Raw genomic sequence first — 14,923 nt, forward strand, 5'->3', positions numbered from 1 at the left:
TTACCTGTCTTCTTATGCCTGGAACGTTTAGGCCGCCGATTTGGCCAGGTTGCGCAGCACGTAATGCAGCACGCCGCCGTGTTCGATATATTCGATCTCGATCGCGGTATCGATCCGGCACTTGATCATGATCTCTTTCACCGTGCCATCGGCCATGGTGATCGAGCAGGGCACTTCCTGCAGCGGCTTGATCGTGTCGAGACCAGAGATCGAGACGCTTTCCTCGCCGGTCAGGCCAAGCGACTTGCGGGTATCCCCGCCGGTGAACTCGAACGGGATCACGCCCATGCCAACCAGGTTGGAGCGGTGAATACGCTCGAAGTTCTCGGCAATGACCGCCTTGACGCCCAAGAGGGCAGTGCCTTTGGCGGCCCAGTCACGCGACGACCCGGCGCCATACTGCTCGCCGCCAAAGACGACCAGCGGGGTGCCGTTGGCCTGATAGGCCTCGGCGGCGTCAAAGATCGAGGTCTGTTCGCCATCGGGGCCTTTGGTGTAACCGCCTTCAACCCCGTCCAGCATCTCGTTCTTGATGCGGATATTGGCGAAGGTGCCGCGCATCATCACCTCGTGGTTGCCACGACGCGAGCCGTAAGAGTTGAATTCGCGCACGGGCACCTGACGCTCGGTGAGGTACTTGCCCGCCGGAGTGTCTTCCTTGAACGAGCCCGCAGGCGAGATGTGGTCGGTGGTGACCATATCGCCCAAAAGCGCCAGAACGCGGGCGTTCTCGATATTGCTGATCGTGCCGGGGTCCTTGGACATGCCTTTGAAGTAGGGCGGGTTCTGGACATAGGTCGATTGCGCGGGCCAGTCGTATGTCTCGCCCTCGGAGGTCTCGACACCCTGCCACTTTTCGTCGCCCTTGAAGACATCGGCATATTTCGACTGGAACGCCTCGCGGGTGACGGTCTGTTCGACCAGATCGGCAACCTCTTTCGAGGTCGGCCAGATATCCTTGAGATAGACATCCTTGCCCTCGGGCGTCTGCGCGATCGGATCTTTGGAGATGTCGATATTCATGTCACCGGCCAGGGCATAGGCCACGACAAGCGGCGGCGAGGCCAGATAGTTGGCGCGCACGTCGGGCGAAATACGACCCTCGAAGTTGCGGTTGCCCGACAGGACCGATGTCGCCATCAGATCGCCTGCGGAAATCGCCTCGGAGATTTCTTTTTGCAGCGGACCGGAGTTGCCGATGCAGGTGGTGCAGCCATAGCCGACAAGGTTGAAGCCGATCTTGTCGAGGTCTTCCTGAAGGCCGGCGGCCTCAAGATAGGCGCTGACAACCTGGCTGCCGGGGGCGAGCGAGGTTTTGACCCAGGGCTTGCGGGTCAGGCCAAGCGCGGCCGCCTTGCGGGCCACAAGACCGGCGCCGATCATCACGTAGGGGTTCGAGGTGTTGGTGCACGACGTGATCGAAGCGATCACGACCGAGCCATCGCGAATCTCGTAATCTTCGCCTTCGACCTTTTGCGATTTGCGCGGGTCGATGATCGCATCAGGCACGGGGCCCTCAGAGGCCATATCCTCGGCGGCATCGCTCTGGTCTTCGCCGCGGTATTCCGACACCACGTTGAAAAAGTTGTCCGCCGCCTGATCCAGCGCCACGTAATCCTGCGGGCGTTTGGGGCCGGAAATGGCGGGCACGATGGTGCCCATGTCAAGGCTGAGCGTGGCGGTGTAGACCGGGGCGTAATCGACACCACGCCAGAACCCGTTTTCTTTGGCATAGGCCTCTACCAGCTGCACGCGGGCCTCTTCGCGGCCGGTGTTGCGCAGGTAACGCAGGGTCTCGTCGTCGATCGGGAAGAAGCCACAGGTCGCGCCATATTCCGGCGCCATGTTGGCGATGGTCGCGCGATCCGCCAGCGGCAGGTGATCAAGACCCGCGCCGTAGAATTCGACGAACTTGCCGACAACGCCCTGGGCGCGCAGCATTTCCACGACCTTGAGCACAAGATCGGTGCCGGTGGTGCCTTCAAGCATCGCGCCGGTCAGCTCGAAGCCGACAACCTCGGGGATCAGCATCGAAATCGGCTGGCCCAGCATCGCGGCCTCGGCCTCGATCCCGCCAACGCCCCAGCCAAGAACCGCCACGCCGTTGATCATCGTGGTGTGGCTGTCGGTGCCGACAAGCGTGTCGGGATAGGCCACGGTCTCGCCGTTCTGATCGACATCGGTCCAGACGGTCTGGGCCAGATATTCAAGGTTGACCTGGTGACAGATGCCGGTGCCGGGGGGCACAACGCGGAAGTTGTTGAACGCGCCCTGACCCCATTTGAGGAACTGGTAACGCTCCATGTTGCGCTCGTATTCGCGGTCAACGTTCATCTGAAAGGCGCGCGGATTGCCGAATTCGTCGATCATCACCGAGTGGTCGATCACAAGGTCAACCGGGTTGAGCGGGTTGATCTGTTCGGCCTTGCCGCCAAGCGCCAGGATCCCGTCGCGCATCGCCGCAAGGTCGACAACCGCCGGAACGCCGGTGAAATCCTGCATCAACACGCGGGCCGGGCGATAGGCCAGCTCGCGGTTGGCGCGGCCACCGTTCGCGGCCCATTCGGAAAACGCCTTGATGTCGTCGGTGGTGACGGTCTTGCCGTCTTCGAACCGCAGCATGTTTTCAAGCACGACCTTGAGGGCGGCGGGCAGGCGCGAGAAATCGCCCAGACCGGCGGCCTCGGCGGCCTTGATCGAATAATAGGCGACAGTCTGGTCGCCGACTTTCAGGGTTTTGCGGGTGTTCGAGCTGTCTTGTCCGACGCTAATGGGCATTTGAGCCGTCCTTTCACGTTCGATGAGGAAGTATTTGCCCTGCTTCTGACCGATTTGCGGGGTTCGATCAAGAGGGGCAGGCATTCTTTTGTATACTATTGCACACAATTTGCCGGAATTTCAATATTTCTTGCCGGTCTCTCGAAACCTTGATTGGATATTCTCGGCGTGTGAGCCTAACTATGATAACATGAGACGCACCGCACCCCCAGACCAGGCTTACCCTATGAAACAGATCATCCCCATCCTCGCTGCCGCCGTGATGCTTGCCCTGCCGGTTGCATCGCAGGCGCAGGATCGGCCCGTGGTGGTCGAGCTGTTTACCTCGCAGGGCTGCTCGTCCTGCCCGCCGGCCGATGCATTCATGGAACAACTTGCGGCGCGCGGTGATGTGATCGCGCTGTCGCTCCATGTGGATTACTGGGATTACATTGGCTGGGCCGACATTTTTGCGAAACCCGAGCACACCGCCCGCCAGCGCGGTTATGCCAAATCTGGGGACCGCCGCATGGTCTATACCCCGCAGATGATCATCAATGGCAAGGATCACGTGGTCGGCAACCGGCCGCGCGATGTGACGGAACTTATTGAGAAACACCGTTCTGATGTCGATGACATTGTTTTGAAGGCCACGCGCGATGGTAACCTTCTACGCATCACCGCCAGGACCGATGTCGCCCAGGGCATGCCGATGCTGGTTCAATTACTGCGCTATCGCCCCGAGGCGACCGTTGCGATTGAACGCGGCGAGAATGCGGGCAAGGTGTTGAAATATTCCAATATCGTCACCGAGATGATCCAACTCGCCGTCTGGGACAGCAGCGCGCCGCTGAAGATCGACACCCGGATCAGCGGCGATGACCCGCTGGTGGTTTTGCTGCAATATCCCGATTTCGGCACCATCGAGGCCGCGGTCGAGCTGCCTTAGAGCCTGTCGCGTTCGCTCAAAATTCACGCGACAGGCTCTAAGTTATTGATTCTGCATGTTGTCGACGCTCAAAACCGGTTCCCACTTTTGAGCAACATGCTCTAGGCGCCGGACCAGAGTATTTCATAAACCGCGCCGATCCCGTCGGCTTCGGCCACGATGCTGAACCGGGTTTGGGCGGCCTCGCGCGCGGCGCGGGCCATGGCGTCATGGGTTTGGGGCGCGCTCAAGAGGCGTTCGATGGCGGCGGCGGTCTCGGCCGGGGCTTCCTCGGGCACAATCACACCGCAACCGCCGCCACACGAAAAGCTCCTGTAATAGCCCGCATCGGTGGCCACGAAGGGCACGCCGCTGGCCATGCCCTCAAGCGGGGCCATGCCGTAGCCCTCGTAGCGGGGCAATTGCACGACCACGCTCAGCGCGCGCACCAAGCCGGGCAGGGCATCGGGCGCAACCTCGCCAGGAAACAGAATGCGATCGCTCAGGCCGGCCGCCGCGATCTTTTGCTTCAGCCCGTCCAGAAACCCCTGATCCGATCTGGCCGCGCGGCCAATCAAAAGCGCGGTGGTGCCTGGGTGGTCGGGCAGCAGGCGGATCATCGCCTCAACGAAGCGGTCGCTGCCCTTTTCGGGGCGAATGCGGCCAATGGTGGCAAGGCCGCAGGTGCCGCCAAAGCCGGTCTCGGCCCAGGCGGCGGCTCGATCCGGTGCGGGGTGAAAGCGGGCGCAATCCACGCCATGCGGCACCACGGCGCGCACGTGCGGGACAAATGTCGCGGCGGCCTCGGTCGTGGCAATCACCGCGTCCATGCGCGCGATAAGCCAGCGCGGAAAGGCCGAATGGTGCCGTTGCGCCGCCGAGGTAAAGACGATGCGGATCGGCAGGCCCAGCACATCGCGCGCCCAGATCGCCGCGCGCATTTCGGTATTGCGGCGCACGTGCCAGATCGTAAAGCGGCGGTGTGCTGGCGGGGTGCGCGACAGCGCGCGCGCCTCGGCGCGGCTTATCGGGGCCGGGCAGCCGGGCAGGGGCACCCCGGCCAGCGCCATGTCATAGCGGCCCGATTGCACTCGCACCACGCCCGCCGCCGTGGCCGAGACGCCGGTGAAACTGCGGTTGAAATTCGTGACGATCAGATCCGGCATTTGGCGGGTCGGTCGGATTTGAGTATTTTTGGAAAGATGAAAGTCAGGGTCATTGCGCGCCCTCAAGGTCAAGCGCCGAGATCAGGTCGTCAGTGATCTGATCAAGGACGTTCTCCTGTGCGGCAGCGAAGGCGCGGGCGCGCTCGCGCATGGCCCCAAGTGCCGTGGTATCGGTGAGCAATGTCGTCAGTGCCTGTGCAAGTGCCGCCGCATCCGCCACCTCGTGCGCCGCGCCAGAGGCGTCAATGGTGGGATAGGTATCGGCGAAATTTGCGTAAAGCGGCCCGTGCAGAATGGCGGAGCCGGCATAGGCGGGCTCGTATGGGGTATGGCCGCCCGCCGGCGTGAAGGTGCCGCAAAGGCAGGTCAGCGGGCAAAGCGCATACCAAAGCCCGGTCTCGCCCAGAGTATCGGCGAGGTAAACCTGGGTCTGGCCGGTGATCTGGCCGCCAGTGGCGCGGCGCGCGCCGTTGAGGCCTAAGGCGGCAATCTCAGTCTCTAAGGCCGGGCCGCGGTCAGGGTGGCGCGGCACGAGGATCAGAAGGGCGTCGGGATCCTGTTGCAGCAATCTTTTGTGCGCGCTCAGCATCACCGCGTCTTCACCGGGGTGGGTCGAGCTTGCCAGCCAGACCGAGCGCCCCGAGATCAGGCGCCCCATCCGGTCTTTCTCGGCGGGATCGAACGGCAGGGGGCCGGAGAGCGACTTGAGGTTTTGCCCGGTCATGGCATGGCCGAGGCCCAGATCATGCAGATGCGCGGTGGTGCGCGCGTCCTGTGTGTGGATATGGGCGAAGACCCCCAAGAGGTGACGCGCGGTCTTTGGCGCGCGCTTCCAGTTGCGCGCCGAGCCGTCCGAGATTCGCGCATTGATCAGAGCCATGGGAATGCCCGCGGCGTGAGTGCGCGTCAGCATCTGTGGCCAAAGCTCGCTTTCTACGAAGATCGCCGCCGTTGGGCGCCAATGGGCCAGAAACCGGTCAATCGCACGGCGCGCATCGAGCGGCGCGAATTGATGGGTGGTGCGCGGCGGCAGGCGGGTTGCCACCACCTGCGCCGAGGTGGCCGTGCCCGAGGTGATCAGAAAAGACCAGCCGGGACAGGCCTCGCCCATATGGGTGATCAGTCGCAGCACCGATTGGCTTTCGCCGACAGAGGCGGCGTGAAACCAGATCAGCAGGCCATTGGGGCGTTTGACACTGGCCCGCCCCATCCGTTCAGGCAGGCGCGCGGGATCGGTGTCTTGCGCCGCCAGCTTGTCCTTGACGCGGGCATAGGCCAGTGGCGCGATCAGGTTCGCCGCCGCGCTATAGACCCGAAGAGGCAGGGGCGCAGGGGCGCGGCGCATCAGCCGCCGGTGTGGCTCATGTGGCGCGACACCCGGCCATCGACGCCCTGTCGAGAATAGTCGAAATCATGGCCCTTGGGCTTGAGCGCGATGGCGGCGCGAATGGCGTCTTGCAGCATCGCGTCGCTGCCCGGATTGTTGCGCAGGGGCGCGCGCAGATCGGCCATATCCTCCTGGCCGAGGCACATGTAAAGCTCGCCGGTGCAGGTCAGGCGCACGCGATTGCAGCTTTCGCAGAAATTATGGGTGAGCGGCGTGATAAAGCCGATCTTCTGGCCGGTTTCCTCGATCCTTACATAGCGCGCCGGCCCACCTGTGCGTTCGGGCAGGTCGGTCAATGTATAGGTCTCGCGCAGGGTGGCGCGCAGATCCGACAGCTTCCAGTATTGGTCAAGCCGGTCCTCGTTGCCAATATCGCCCATTGGCATCACCTCGATAAAGGTGAGGTCCATATCGCGGCTGGCGCACCACTCTAGCAGGGTGAAAAGCTCATCCTCGTTAAAGCCCTTGAGGGCGACGGTGTTGATCTTGACCCGAAGCCCCGCCTTTTGCGCCGCATCAATGCCCTTGATCACCTGGGGCAGGCGGCCCCAGCGGGTGATATCGGCGAATTTCTGATCATCCAGCGTATCGAGCGAGATATTCACCCGACGCACGCCTGCCGCGTAAAGGTCATCGGCAAAGCGCTCCATCTGGCTTCCGTTGGTGGTCAGCGTCAGCTCTTTCAGGGCGCCGCTGTCGAGGTGGCGGGTCATGGCGTCAAAGAAGGTCATGATACCCTTGCGCACTAAAGGCTCGCCGCCGGTGATGCGAAGTTTTTCAACGCCAAGCCCGACAAATGTCGAGCACATGCGATCAAGCTCTTCCAGTGTGAGAAGTTCCTTTTTGGGCAAAAAGGTCATGTTCTCCGACATGCAATAGACGCAGCGAAAATCGCAGCGGTCCGTGACGGAAACGCGCAAATAATTAATCGCGCGCTGGAAGGGATCAATAAGAGGTGCTGTCATGCACGAAATCTAGGCGCGTGGGGCCAAGGGGGCAAGGGTCATGTTGACCGTTGAAGCGCGATTGTTGCGGAGCTAAAGTGGACAAATGAGAAATAGTGTTGCGATTTTCGGTTTGGGTCTTGTCTTGAGCGGCTGCGCGCAAGTGGAGCGTGTGTTTGCGCCAAACGCAGACGCGCCGCCGTCTGAGTATGTGGTTGAAGAGGGCGCAGTCCCCCCCGAATCGGTGCAGCGTCCACCAGTCAAAGGGCGGCAAACCCCGGCCGCACTTGATACCACCACCGCCAAAGAGCGCGCCGCCGCTGCGGCCGCGCCGAAAACGCCAGGCGCGCGTGATCTGGGGGTCACCATCGCCTCGCTCGGGGCGCCGTCGGAGCCGGGGTTCTGGCTCAAGACGCCGCTGGTCACTGCACCGGCAAAGGGCCGGGTCGACTATGGCGCCAATGGTAAATCGGTTGCGGTCGACCTTATCCCGCTTGCCGGGTCCGAGGGCGCGGGAAGCCGGATGTCACTGGCGGCGTTTCGCCTGCTCGAGGCGCCGCTGACCGGATTGCCAGAGGTGCGGGTGTTCCAGCTGCCCTGACGGATGGAGAAATCCTTATTATGTCAGGTGCTTGGCGGCCTCTTTTCGCGCGAATGGCTTCATGTGTCTGGCGTGGTTTGACAGAAAATACTGCACCCGCTCGGGATCGTGCTTGGACAGATCGCGCAGCCACCAGGCCACCGATTTTTGCAGGGTCCAATCGGCATCCTGAACATAGGCCGCCGCCCAGCCCAGAACCCGGATGCGAATGGCAAGCTCACCCTCCGAGGGGTGGTTTTGCTTGGCAAAGGGAAGGGCGATGATCATCGCCGCCCGCTTGATCCAATGATCGTCAGAGGTGGTCCAGCCTGCGACGGTTTCAATCCGCGAGGGATCGGCCACAAGCCGCTTTTGCGCGGCGGTCATGACCTGATCGGCAATCGCCCAGCTGTCGAAATCGGGCATCCAGGACAGGAGCATCTCCCAGACCGCGCCATCATCGGGGCGAATGCGCGCCTGGGTCAAAAGTTTGGCGGCGGCGATGCGGGCCTCGAAAATGTTGGTTTTCCAGAGATCATCCGCAAGCGCAAGACGTGCGGGCAGGTCAAGCCCCTGACGCCATTCCTGCGCGAGATTGCCCAGTGTGCCCGTCGCCACGCCAAGGTAGTCGCGCGGCACTTTGTGATGCTCGGCCAGACCTTTGGCGCGCTCGGCGTCGCCATGGGCCCGGAGCAGGTCAAGCGCCTCTGCGCCCGATTGGGGTAGGGTCGTCATTCCACAGTCACCGATTTTGCCAGGTTGCGGGGTTGGTCCACGTCTGTACCTTTGGCGACTGCGGTATGATAGGCTAAAAGCTGTACCGGAAGCGCGTAGAGAATCGGCGACAGGATCGGATCGACCATCGGCATGGTCAGTGTTTGCCAGACACCTTCGCCCGCATCCGCCGCGCCCTTGGCATCGGAAATCAGCATGATCTGCCCGCCGCGCGCCATCACCTCCTGCATGTTCGACACGGTCTTGTCGAACAGAGTATCGCAGGGCGCCAGAACGATCACCGGCATGGTGTCATCAATCAGGGCAATGGGGCCATGTTTGAGTTCACCTGATGCATAAGCTTCGGCATGTATATAGCTGATTTCCTTAAGTTTTAGCGCGCCCTCAAGGGCCAGTGGATACATCAGGCCGCGACCCAGAAAAAGCGCGTTGTCATAGGTGGACAAAAGCCGCGCGGCGGTCTTGAAGTCTCCATCCCGTTCCATCGCGGTGTTCAGTGCCGCAGGCATGGCGCGCAGCGCCGAGAGCAGATCGGCAAGACGGTCATCACTGATCATGCCGCGCGCCTGAGCCGCCTTGAGTGCCAGAAGCAACAGCACGGTGAGCTGACAGGTAAATGCCTTGGTCGAGGCAACGCCAATCTCGACGCCGGCATGGATCGGCAGGGCGAGGTCGCTTTCGCGCGCGATCGAGCTTTCGGGCACGTTGACAACCGATACGATCGCATCCGCGCGCCCCTCGCAATAGCGCAGGGCGGCCAGGGTATCGGCGGTTTCGCCGGACTGGCTTACGAAAAGGGCAACGGTGCCGGACGTTACGGGCGGCTCGCGATAGCGGAATTCCGAGGCGATATCGACGTCGACCGGCAGGCCGGCAATCTGTTCAAACCAGTATTTCGCCGTCAGGCAGGCATAGTAGGCAGTGCCGCAGGCGACCATTGTAAGGCGATTAATCGCAGTGAAATCAATGCCTTCACCGGGGAGGTTAATCTGGCGCCCATCCTCGCTCAGGTAATGGCCAAGAGCCCCGCCAATCACGGCGGGCTGCTCGGCGATTTCCTTGGCCATGAAATGCTTGTGACCGGCCTTGTCGACGCGGGTAGTGTCGATCTCGATGGTCCGGGCCTCGCGGTTGACCGGGGTGTGGGTGTGATCGGTGATCACCAGGCTGGAGCGGGTGACAACAGCCATATCACCTTCCTCAAGATAGGTGATGCGATCGGTCATCGGGGCAAGCGCAATGGCGTCAGAGCCGACATACATTTCGCCGGTCCCATGGCCGATGGCCAGCGGGCTGCCTTTGCGCGCGGCAATCAGAAGGTCAGGCTCGCCGTCAAACAGAAAGCACAGCGCATAGGCGCCTTCAAGCCGGGCAATGGTCGCGCGCGCCGCGCCAACCGGGTCAAGACCCTGGCCAAGATAGTGATCCGCCAGAAGAGCAACGGTTTCGGTATCGGTATCGGTTTCATGGCCGATGCCCTCGGCGGCGAGATCGCTGCGCAGTTCGCGGTAATTCTCGATGATGCCATTGTGCACCACGGCCACCTTTCCGGCACGATGGGGGTGGGCATTGGCAACATTGGGCGCACCATGGGTGGCCCAGCGGGTGTGACCGATCCCGATCTTGCCCGCCAGCGGGTCATGCACCAGCAAATCCGACAGGTTGACCAGCTTGCCAACGGCGCGGCGGCGGTCAAGTTTCCCGTTCTCGATGGTCGCAATTCCGGCGCTGTCATAGCCGCGATACTCAAGCCGCTTGAGGGCCTCAACCAGAATAGGCGCAACCTCGTGCTGGCCCAGAACCCCGACGATACCGCACATCAGATCACCCCCTTGTCGCGTTTTGCCTTTTTGGTCTTCAGCAGGTCCATAAGCCTGCGTGCCATGCCCGCCTTAACAGTTTGACGCGCACGCGCAATCGCAAGAGCGCCCGCCGCTACATTCTCGGTTATGACAGAGCCCGAGGCGGTCATCGCCTCGTCGCCCACGCTGACCGGGGCGACAAGCATGGTATTCGAGCCGATGAAGACCCGGTTGCCGATGCTGGTCTGGTGTTTCATTACCCCGTCATAGTTGCAGGTGATCGTGCCCGCGCCGATGTTGCTTTCGGTGCCAATCTCGGTATCGCCGACATAGCTCAGGTGGTTGATCTTGCTGCCCTCGCCAATCAACGCATTCTTGATCTCGACGAAATTGCCAACCCGCGTATCCTCGGCCAATTCGGTGCCCGGCCGCAGGCGTGCATAGGGCCCCACCACTGCGCCGCGCGCCACATGACAGCCCTCAAGATGACAAAACGCGCGGATATGCGCGCCGGTTTCAATCGTGACGCCGGGGCCAAAGACCACGTTCTGATCAATCACCGTGTCGCGGCCCACATGGGTGTCAAAGGCGAAATGCACGGTTTCGGGCGCGGGCATGGTAACCCCAAGATCCAGCGTGGCGGCGCGGGCGCGGGCCTGAAAGGCGGCCTCGGCCTGGGCAAGCTCGGTGCGGGAATTGACGCCAAGGGTTTCGGATTCGTCGCAGGTGACGGCGGTCGCGTTAAGGCCACGCGCCCGCGCGATGCCGATGATGTCGGTCAGGTAGTATTCGCCATTGGCGTTGTCATTGCCGACCTCTGCAATCAGATCGAACAAAAGCGGTGCCGAAGCCATCACCACGCCGCTGTTGCACAGGCGAATCGCGCGCTCATGCTCATTGGCGTCCTTGAATTCCACGATCCGCTCAAGGCTGTCGCCGGTCATGATCAGGCGGCCATAGCGGCCCGGATCGGCGGCCTCGAACCCAAGCACGACAACATCATGGGTGGCGCGCGCCTTGGTCATGCGTTCAAGCGTTTCAGGCTGGATCAGGGGAGTGTCGCCATAAAGCACAAGCGCGTCGCCGGAATAATCGCCAAGCGCCGCTGCGGCCTGGGCCACGGCATGGGCGGTGCCAAGTTGCTCGGTCTGCAAAACCACCTGCGCGCCCTCGTCATACTCCTGCGCCGCCGCAGTGACCGCATCTGCGCCATGGCCTGCGATAATGATCGTGTGATCTGGCTCGAGCGCCTGACCGGACCGCATGGCATGCACAAGCATCGGTGCCTGCGCGACCCGGTGCAGCACCTTGGGCAGATCAGAGTTCATGCGGGTGCCTTTGCCGGCGGCAAGAAGGATCAAAGCGGTTGTCATATGAATTCTCTTTGTAATTTGGCCGCCCCCGTTCTATCGGGTTGCCAGCCTTGTGCAAGGGTGCACTCTCTTCGTCAACGTCAAGGAATGTCCCGGCAGTGGGCGGAAACCCGCAAAGATTCTGAACACAAAGGAAATAGGCCGATGCGCACAGTTGTTTTTGACCTGGATGGCACCTTGGCCGATACCAGCGGTGATCTTGTTGCGGCGGCCAATGCCTGCTTTCGCGCGATGGGCGAGGGGGATTTGCTTGATCCGGCCTGCGATGCGGGCACTGCGTTGCGTGGCGGGCGGGCGATGCTCAAGCTTGGGCTTGAGCGGTTGGGCCGCCCGGATGACACCGCCGAGATCGACCGCAACTATCCGCTTTTGCTAGAGGCTTACGCGGGGGCGATTGACGTTCACACCACGCTGTACCCCGGTGCGATGGACGCGGTCGAGGGGCTGCGCGCGACGGGCTACGGCGTTGCGATCTGCACCAACAAGCCCGAAGGGCTGGCCCGGCTTTTGATGGGTCGGCTTGGGGTTCTGGATGCCTTTCATGCCCTTACCGGCGCCGATACGCTTGCGGTGCGCAAACCCGACCCCGAACACCTGCGCGAGACCGTGCGCCGGGCCGGGGGCGATCCGGCGCGCTCTTTGCTGGTGGGCGATACGGCGACCGACCGAGACACCGCGCGCGCGGCGGGGGTGCCCTCGGTGCTTGTGACCTTCGGGCCAAATGGCGCCAGTGTGACCGAGTTGGACCCCGAGGCGACGATTGCCCATTATGACGAACTGGCCGGGGTGGTGGCGCGGCTGATTGGCTAGGCCTGCATTTTCCGACAGGCGATAGCGCGCTTTCGGATTTCCTGAACAAGCGGGGGCCTGTGCATGCAAACCATTGACCTGCGCCCGCTTGCGCCCCAAAACATACCTCATGACAGAGGTTTTCAAAGGTAAGTTCACCCAGCAGGAGCCGATCCCCGACGAGGGGATCGAGGCCGCGCTTGAGGTGCTCAGAAGCGGGCGGTTGCACCGCTATAATCTGGTGGGGGACGAGCCCGGCGAGGTCGCCCTGCTGGAGCAGGAATTTGCCGCCTATACCGGGGCGCGCTATGCGCTCGCCGTGGCCTCGGGCGGCTATGCCATGGGCACGGCGCTGCGCGCTATCGGGGTTGTGCCCGGCGACCGGGTGCTGACCAATGCCTTTACGCTTGCCCCGGTGCCCGGCGCGATTGCCAGTGTCGGCGCGGTGCCGGTCTTTGTTGGCGTGACCGAAGACCTGACCATTGACCTCGACGATCTGGCCGCCAAGGCCGATCAGGCCGATGTTCTGATGCTAAGCCATATGCGCGGCCATATCTGCGATATGGAGCGCCTTATGGCGGTTTGCGACGCGGCTGGCATCACCGTGATCGAGGATTGCGCCCATACCATGGGCGCCGCCTGGAATGGGCGTGCCTCGGGTCGCTGGGGCAAGATCGGCTGTTATTCGACCCAGACCTACAAGCATATGAATTCCGGCGAGGGCGGCTTTCTTGTCACCGATGACGACGAGGTGGCGGCGCGTGCGATCATTCTGTCGGGCTCTTACATGCTCTATAATCGCAATGGCACCGTGCCCCCCGCCGAGGTGTTCGAGCGGGTGAAATACGAAACGCCGAATGTCTCGGGGCGGATGGATCATCTGCGCGCGGCGATCCTGCGCCCGCAATTGCGCGCGCTTGATGCGCAATGCGCGAAATGGAATGCCCGTTACCGCGTGGTCGAGGATGGCCTGCGCGGCACGCCGGGCCTGCGCGTGGTCGAGCGGCCGACAGAGGAAACCATGGTTGGCTCGTCGATCCAGTTCCTGTTGCTGGATTGGACGGACATGGCGGTCGCCGAGGTGCTCAAGCGCTGTCTTGATCGCGGCGTCGAGCTCAAGTGGTTCGGCGGCGCCGAGCCGAGCGGCTTTACCAGCCGTTATGACAGCTGGCGCTATGCCCCAAGCACGCCGATGCCCGCCAGTGACCGTATCCTGCGCGGGATCATCGACATGCGCCTGCCGCTGACCTTCAGCCTTGAGGATTGCGCCCAGATCGCGCGGATCATCCGGGCCGAGGTGGGAACGGTGTTTCAGGCACAGACTTGACTTTGAGGTCAAAATGACCTAATTGTTTGGCTCAAATGACCCGTTTATTGCGGGGTCATCCCCCAAGCACGGCCACCCCGAGGGGATGTGCCGAGATATCAAAGGGTCAAGCCATGCCGTTCGACATCGCCAGCCGCGAAGAACTTGAACATTCCTGGAAATACCTTGACCGCAAAGGCCCGGTGCCGCGCACCGCATTTGATGTGCACCGCGAGATTGAAAAAGGTCTGCCCGCCAAGATGCTGGCAAGTTTTCGCGCCGCCCTGACCGAGCTGCCGGATCGGACATGGGCCGAAATCCTTGCCATAAGCGTCTCGCAGCTCAAGCGCCTGAAGGGGGCCGAGCGCCCCTTGTCCAGCGGTGTCAGCTCGCAACTCGTGCTCTTCGCGATCCTTCTGACGCGGGCCGAGGATGTGTTCGGCGGGCGCGACGCGGCGCTTGACTGGATGCGCAGCGAACAGATGGCGCTTGACGGTCAGCGCCCGATCGACCTTTTGGATACCTTCATCGGTGCGGCGCTTGTCGACCGGGTGTTGCGCCAGATTGATTACGGCGTCTATCTGTGACGCCGCTGCCCGAGGCTTTGGGTGGAGGCGGTGTCTGGGCGCATCGGCTTGATCGGGCGAAACATGCGCCGACATGGTCGGGCGGCGAGGGCGCGTTTCAGGCCGGTGGCCGCTGGAACCCGGTTGGGACGCGGGCGGTCTATTGCGCGCTTGATCCAAGCACCGCGATTCTCGAAGTGGCGGTGCACAAGGGCTTTCGCGTGCTTGACACACAGCCGCATGTGATGACCGCCTTTCAGGTGGCCGATCCGACCCGCATCAAGGTGTTCGCGCCCGATGATCTTCCTGATGTGGACTGGCTTGACCCCGGTAATGCCACGCCAGAGCGGCGCGCCTGGGGGGGCGAGCAATTGCACAAACACGGGATCATCGTGATCCCTTCGGCGGTGTCGCGACAAAGCTGGAACCTGATTTTTCTGGCGCCGATGGTGCCTGAAACCTTTCAGAACCTTAGCCAGACCCGCTTTGTTCTCGACCCGAGATTGAACGCGAAACAGAGCTGACGCCCAAGCCTGTTGACCCGACTCGGGATGTATGGCTATAAAATGAACAAGTGTTCAATAAATTCC

The 14,923-nt window shown here is 62.2% G+C and carries 13 protein-coding genes; 6 read left to right on the top strand and 7 right to left on the bottom strand.

All coding sequences use genetic code 11. From position 1 onward, the window contains the following. Positions 1 to 27 precede the first annotated feature (27 nt). Entirely contained in the window at positions 28 to 2,778 is a 2,751-nt protein-coding gene (gene acnA / locus BUB78_RS00255; RefSeq protein WP_073194536.1) for an aconitate hydratase AcnA, read from the bottom strand. 226 nt (positions 2,779 to 3,004) lie between these two features. Between acnA and BUB78_RS00260 the strand changes: the two genes are divergently transcribed. Continuing rightward, the gene (locus tag BUB78_RS00260; protein ID WP_073193932.1) at positions 3,005 to 3,706 is read left to right on the top strand and encodes a DUF1223 domain-containing protein; all 702 of its coding nucleotides are present in this window, start codon (positions 3,005 to 3,007) and stop codon (positions 3,704 to 3,706) included. 101 nt (positions 3,707 to 3,807) lie between these two features. Here BUB78_RS00260 and BUB78_RS00265 read toward each other — a convergent pair whose 3' ends face one another. The 3 genes from BUB78_RS00265 to moaA are packed head-to-tail and all read right to left on the bottom strand — an operon-like array spanning position 3,808 to position 7,203. After that, positions 3,808 to 4,851 (bottom strand): glycosyltransferase family 4 protein, encoded by a 1,044-nt coding sequence (locus tag BUB78_RS00265; RefSeq protein WP_073193933.1) that lies wholly within the window; start codon positions 4,849 to 4,851, stop codon positions 3,808 to 3,810. A 49-nt stretch (positions 4,852 to 4,900) separates the two neighbouring features. Continuing rightward, positions 4,901 to 6,196, bottom strand: a complete 1,296-nt coding sequence (locus tag BUB78_RS00270; protein ID WP_073193934.1) for a 3-deoxy-D-manno-octulosonic acid transferase — start codon at positions 6,194 to 6,196, stop codon at positions 4,901 to 4,903. Next, the gene (gene moaA / locus BUB78_RS00275; protein ID WP_073193935.1) at positions 6,196 to 7,203 is read right to left on the bottom strand and encodes a GTP 3',8-cyclase MoaA; all 1,008 of its coding nucleotides are present in this window, start codon (positions 7,201 to 7,203) and stop codon (positions 6,196 to 6,198) included. The genes BUB78_RS00270 and moaA overlap by 1 nt, the downstream gene beginning before the upstream one ends. A gap of 85 nt (positions 7,204 to 7,288) precedes the next feature. On the opposite strand from moaA, the gene BUB78_RS00280 reads away from it, so the two are divergent. After that, complete coding sequence (locus BUB78_RS00280) at positions 7,289 to 7,783, top strand: hypothetical protein (protein ID WP_073193936.1); 495 nt, start codon at positions 7,289 to 7,291, stop codon at positions 7,781 to 7,783. 18 nt (positions 7,784 to 7,801) lie between these two features. On the opposite strand, the gene BUB78_RS00285 is transcribed toward BUB78_RS00280, so the two are convergent. The 3 genes from BUB78_RS00285 to glmU are packed head-to-tail and all read right to left on the bottom strand — an operon-like array spanning position 7,802 to position 11,672. Then, a complete protein-coding gene (locus tag BUB78_RS00285; protein WP_073193937.1) occupies positions 7,802 to 8,497 on the bottom strand; it encodes a DNA alkylation repair protein in 696 nt (231 codons plus the stop codon). Continuing rightward, positions 8,494 to 10,317 carry a glutamine--fructose-6-phosphate transaminase (isomerizing) gene (gene glmS, locus BUB78_RS00290; RefSeq protein ID WP_073193938.1) on the bottom strand — a complete coding sequence of 608 codons (1,824 nt, stop codon included), beginning with the start codon at positions 10,315 to 10,317 and terminating at the stop codon, positions 8,494 to 8,496. The genes BUB78_RS00285 and glmS overlap by 4 nt, the downstream gene beginning before the upstream one ends. After that, on the bottom strand, positions 10,317 to 11,672 hold the full coding sequence (gene glmU, locus BUB78_RS00295) for a bifunctional UDP-N-acetylglucosamine diphosphorylase/glucosamine-1-phosphate N-acetyltransferase GlmU (protein ID WP_073193939.1): 1,356 nt from the start codon (positions 11,670 to 11,672) through the stop codon (positions 10,317 to 10,319). The genes glmS and glmU overlap by 1 nt, the downstream gene beginning before the upstream one ends. Before the next feature lie 144 nt (positions 11,673 to 11,816). Between glmU and BUB78_RS00300 the strand changes: the two genes are divergently transcribed. The 4 genes from BUB78_RS00300 (at position 11,817) to BUB78_RS00315 (ending at position 14,857) form a co-directional block, all read left to right on the top strand. Then, complete coding sequence (locus tag BUB78_RS00300; protein ID WP_073193940.1) at positions 11,817 to 12,482, top strand: HAD-IA family hydrolase; 666 nt, start codon at positions 11,817 to 11,819, stop codon at positions 12,480 to 12,482. Positions 12,483 to 12,591: 109 nt separating this feature from the next. Next, positions 12,592 to 13,788 carry a DegT/DnrJ/EryC1/StrS family aminotransferase gene (locus tag BUB78_RS00305; protein WP_073193941.1) on the top strand — a complete coding sequence of 399 codons (1,197 nt, stop codon included), beginning with the start codon at positions 12,592 to 12,594 and terminating at the stop codon, positions 13,786 to 13,788. 113 nt (positions 13,789 to 13,901) lie between these two features. Then, positions 13,902 to 14,354 carry a type II RES/Xre toxin-antitoxin system antitoxin gene (parS, locus tag BUB78_RS00310; protein ID WP_170864991.1) on the top strand — a complete coding sequence of 151 codons (453 nt, stop codon included), beginning with the start codon at positions 13,902 to 13,904 and terminating at the stop codon, positions 14,352 to 14,354. After that, entirely contained in the window at positions 14,351 to 14,857 is a 507-nt protein-coding gene (locus BUB78_RS00315; RefSeq protein ID WP_073193942.1) for an RES family NAD+ phosphorylase, read from the top strand. Before parS ends, BUB78_RS00315 begins: the two co-directional genes overlap by 4 nt. Positions 14,858 to 14,923 lie beyond the last annotated feature (66 nt).

It is taken from the genome of Roseovarius marisflavi (assembly GCF_900142625.1).
GTDB lineage: Bacteria > Pseudomonadota > Alphaproteobacteria > Rhodobacterales > Rhodobacteraceae > Roseovarius > Roseovarius marisflavi.

Bases quoted from the DNA above. Each gene is read 5' to 3' on its own strand.
- glmS (WP_073193938.1), bottom strand. From the start codon at position 10,317: ATGTGCGGTATCGTCGGGGTTCTGGGCCAGCACGAGGTTGCGCCTATT.
- BUB78_RS00305 (WP_073193941.1), top strand. From the start codon at position 12,592: ATGACAGAGGTTTTCAAAGGTAAGTTCACCCAGCAGGAGCCGATCCCC.
- BUB78_RS00300 (WP_073193940.1), top strand. From the start codon at position 11,817: ATGCGCACAGTTGTTTTTGACCTGGATGGCACCTTGGCCGATACCAGC.
- BUB78_RS00280 (WP_073193936.1), top strand. From the start codon at position 7,289: ATGAGAAATAGTGTTGCGATTTTCGGTTTGGGTCTTGTCTTGAGCGGC.
- acnA (WP_073194536.1), bottom strand. From the start codon at position 2,778: ATGCCCATTAGCGTCGGACAAGACAGCTCGAACACCCGCAAAACCCTG.
- moaA (WP_073193935.1), bottom strand. From the start codon at position 7,203: ATGACAGCACCTCTTATTGATCCCTTCCAGCGCGCGATTAATTATTTG.
- BUB78_RS00265 (WP_073193933.1), bottom strand. From the start codon at position 4,851: ATGCCGGATCTGATCGTCACGAATTTCAACCGCAGTTTCACCGGCGTC.
- glmU (WP_073193939.1), bottom strand. From the start codon at position 11,672: ATGACAACCGCTTTGATCCTTCTTGCCGCCGGCAAAGGCACCCGCATG.
- BUB78_RS00285 (WP_073193937.1), bottom strand. From the start codon at position 8,497: ATGACGACCCTACCCCAATCGGGCGCAGAGGCGCTTGACCTGCTCCGG.
- parS (WP_170864991.1), top strand. From the start codon at position 13,902: ATGCCGTTCGACATCGCCAGCCGCGAAGAACTTGAACATTCCTGGAAA.
- BUB78_RS00270 (WP_073193934.1), bottom strand. From the start codon at position 6,196: ATGCGCCGCGCCCCTGCGCCCCTGCCTCTTCGGGTCTATAGCGCGGCG.
- BUB78_RS00260 (WP_073193932.1), top strand. From the start codon at position 3,005: ATGAAACAGATCATCCCCATCCTCGCTGCCGCCGTGATGCTTGCCCTG.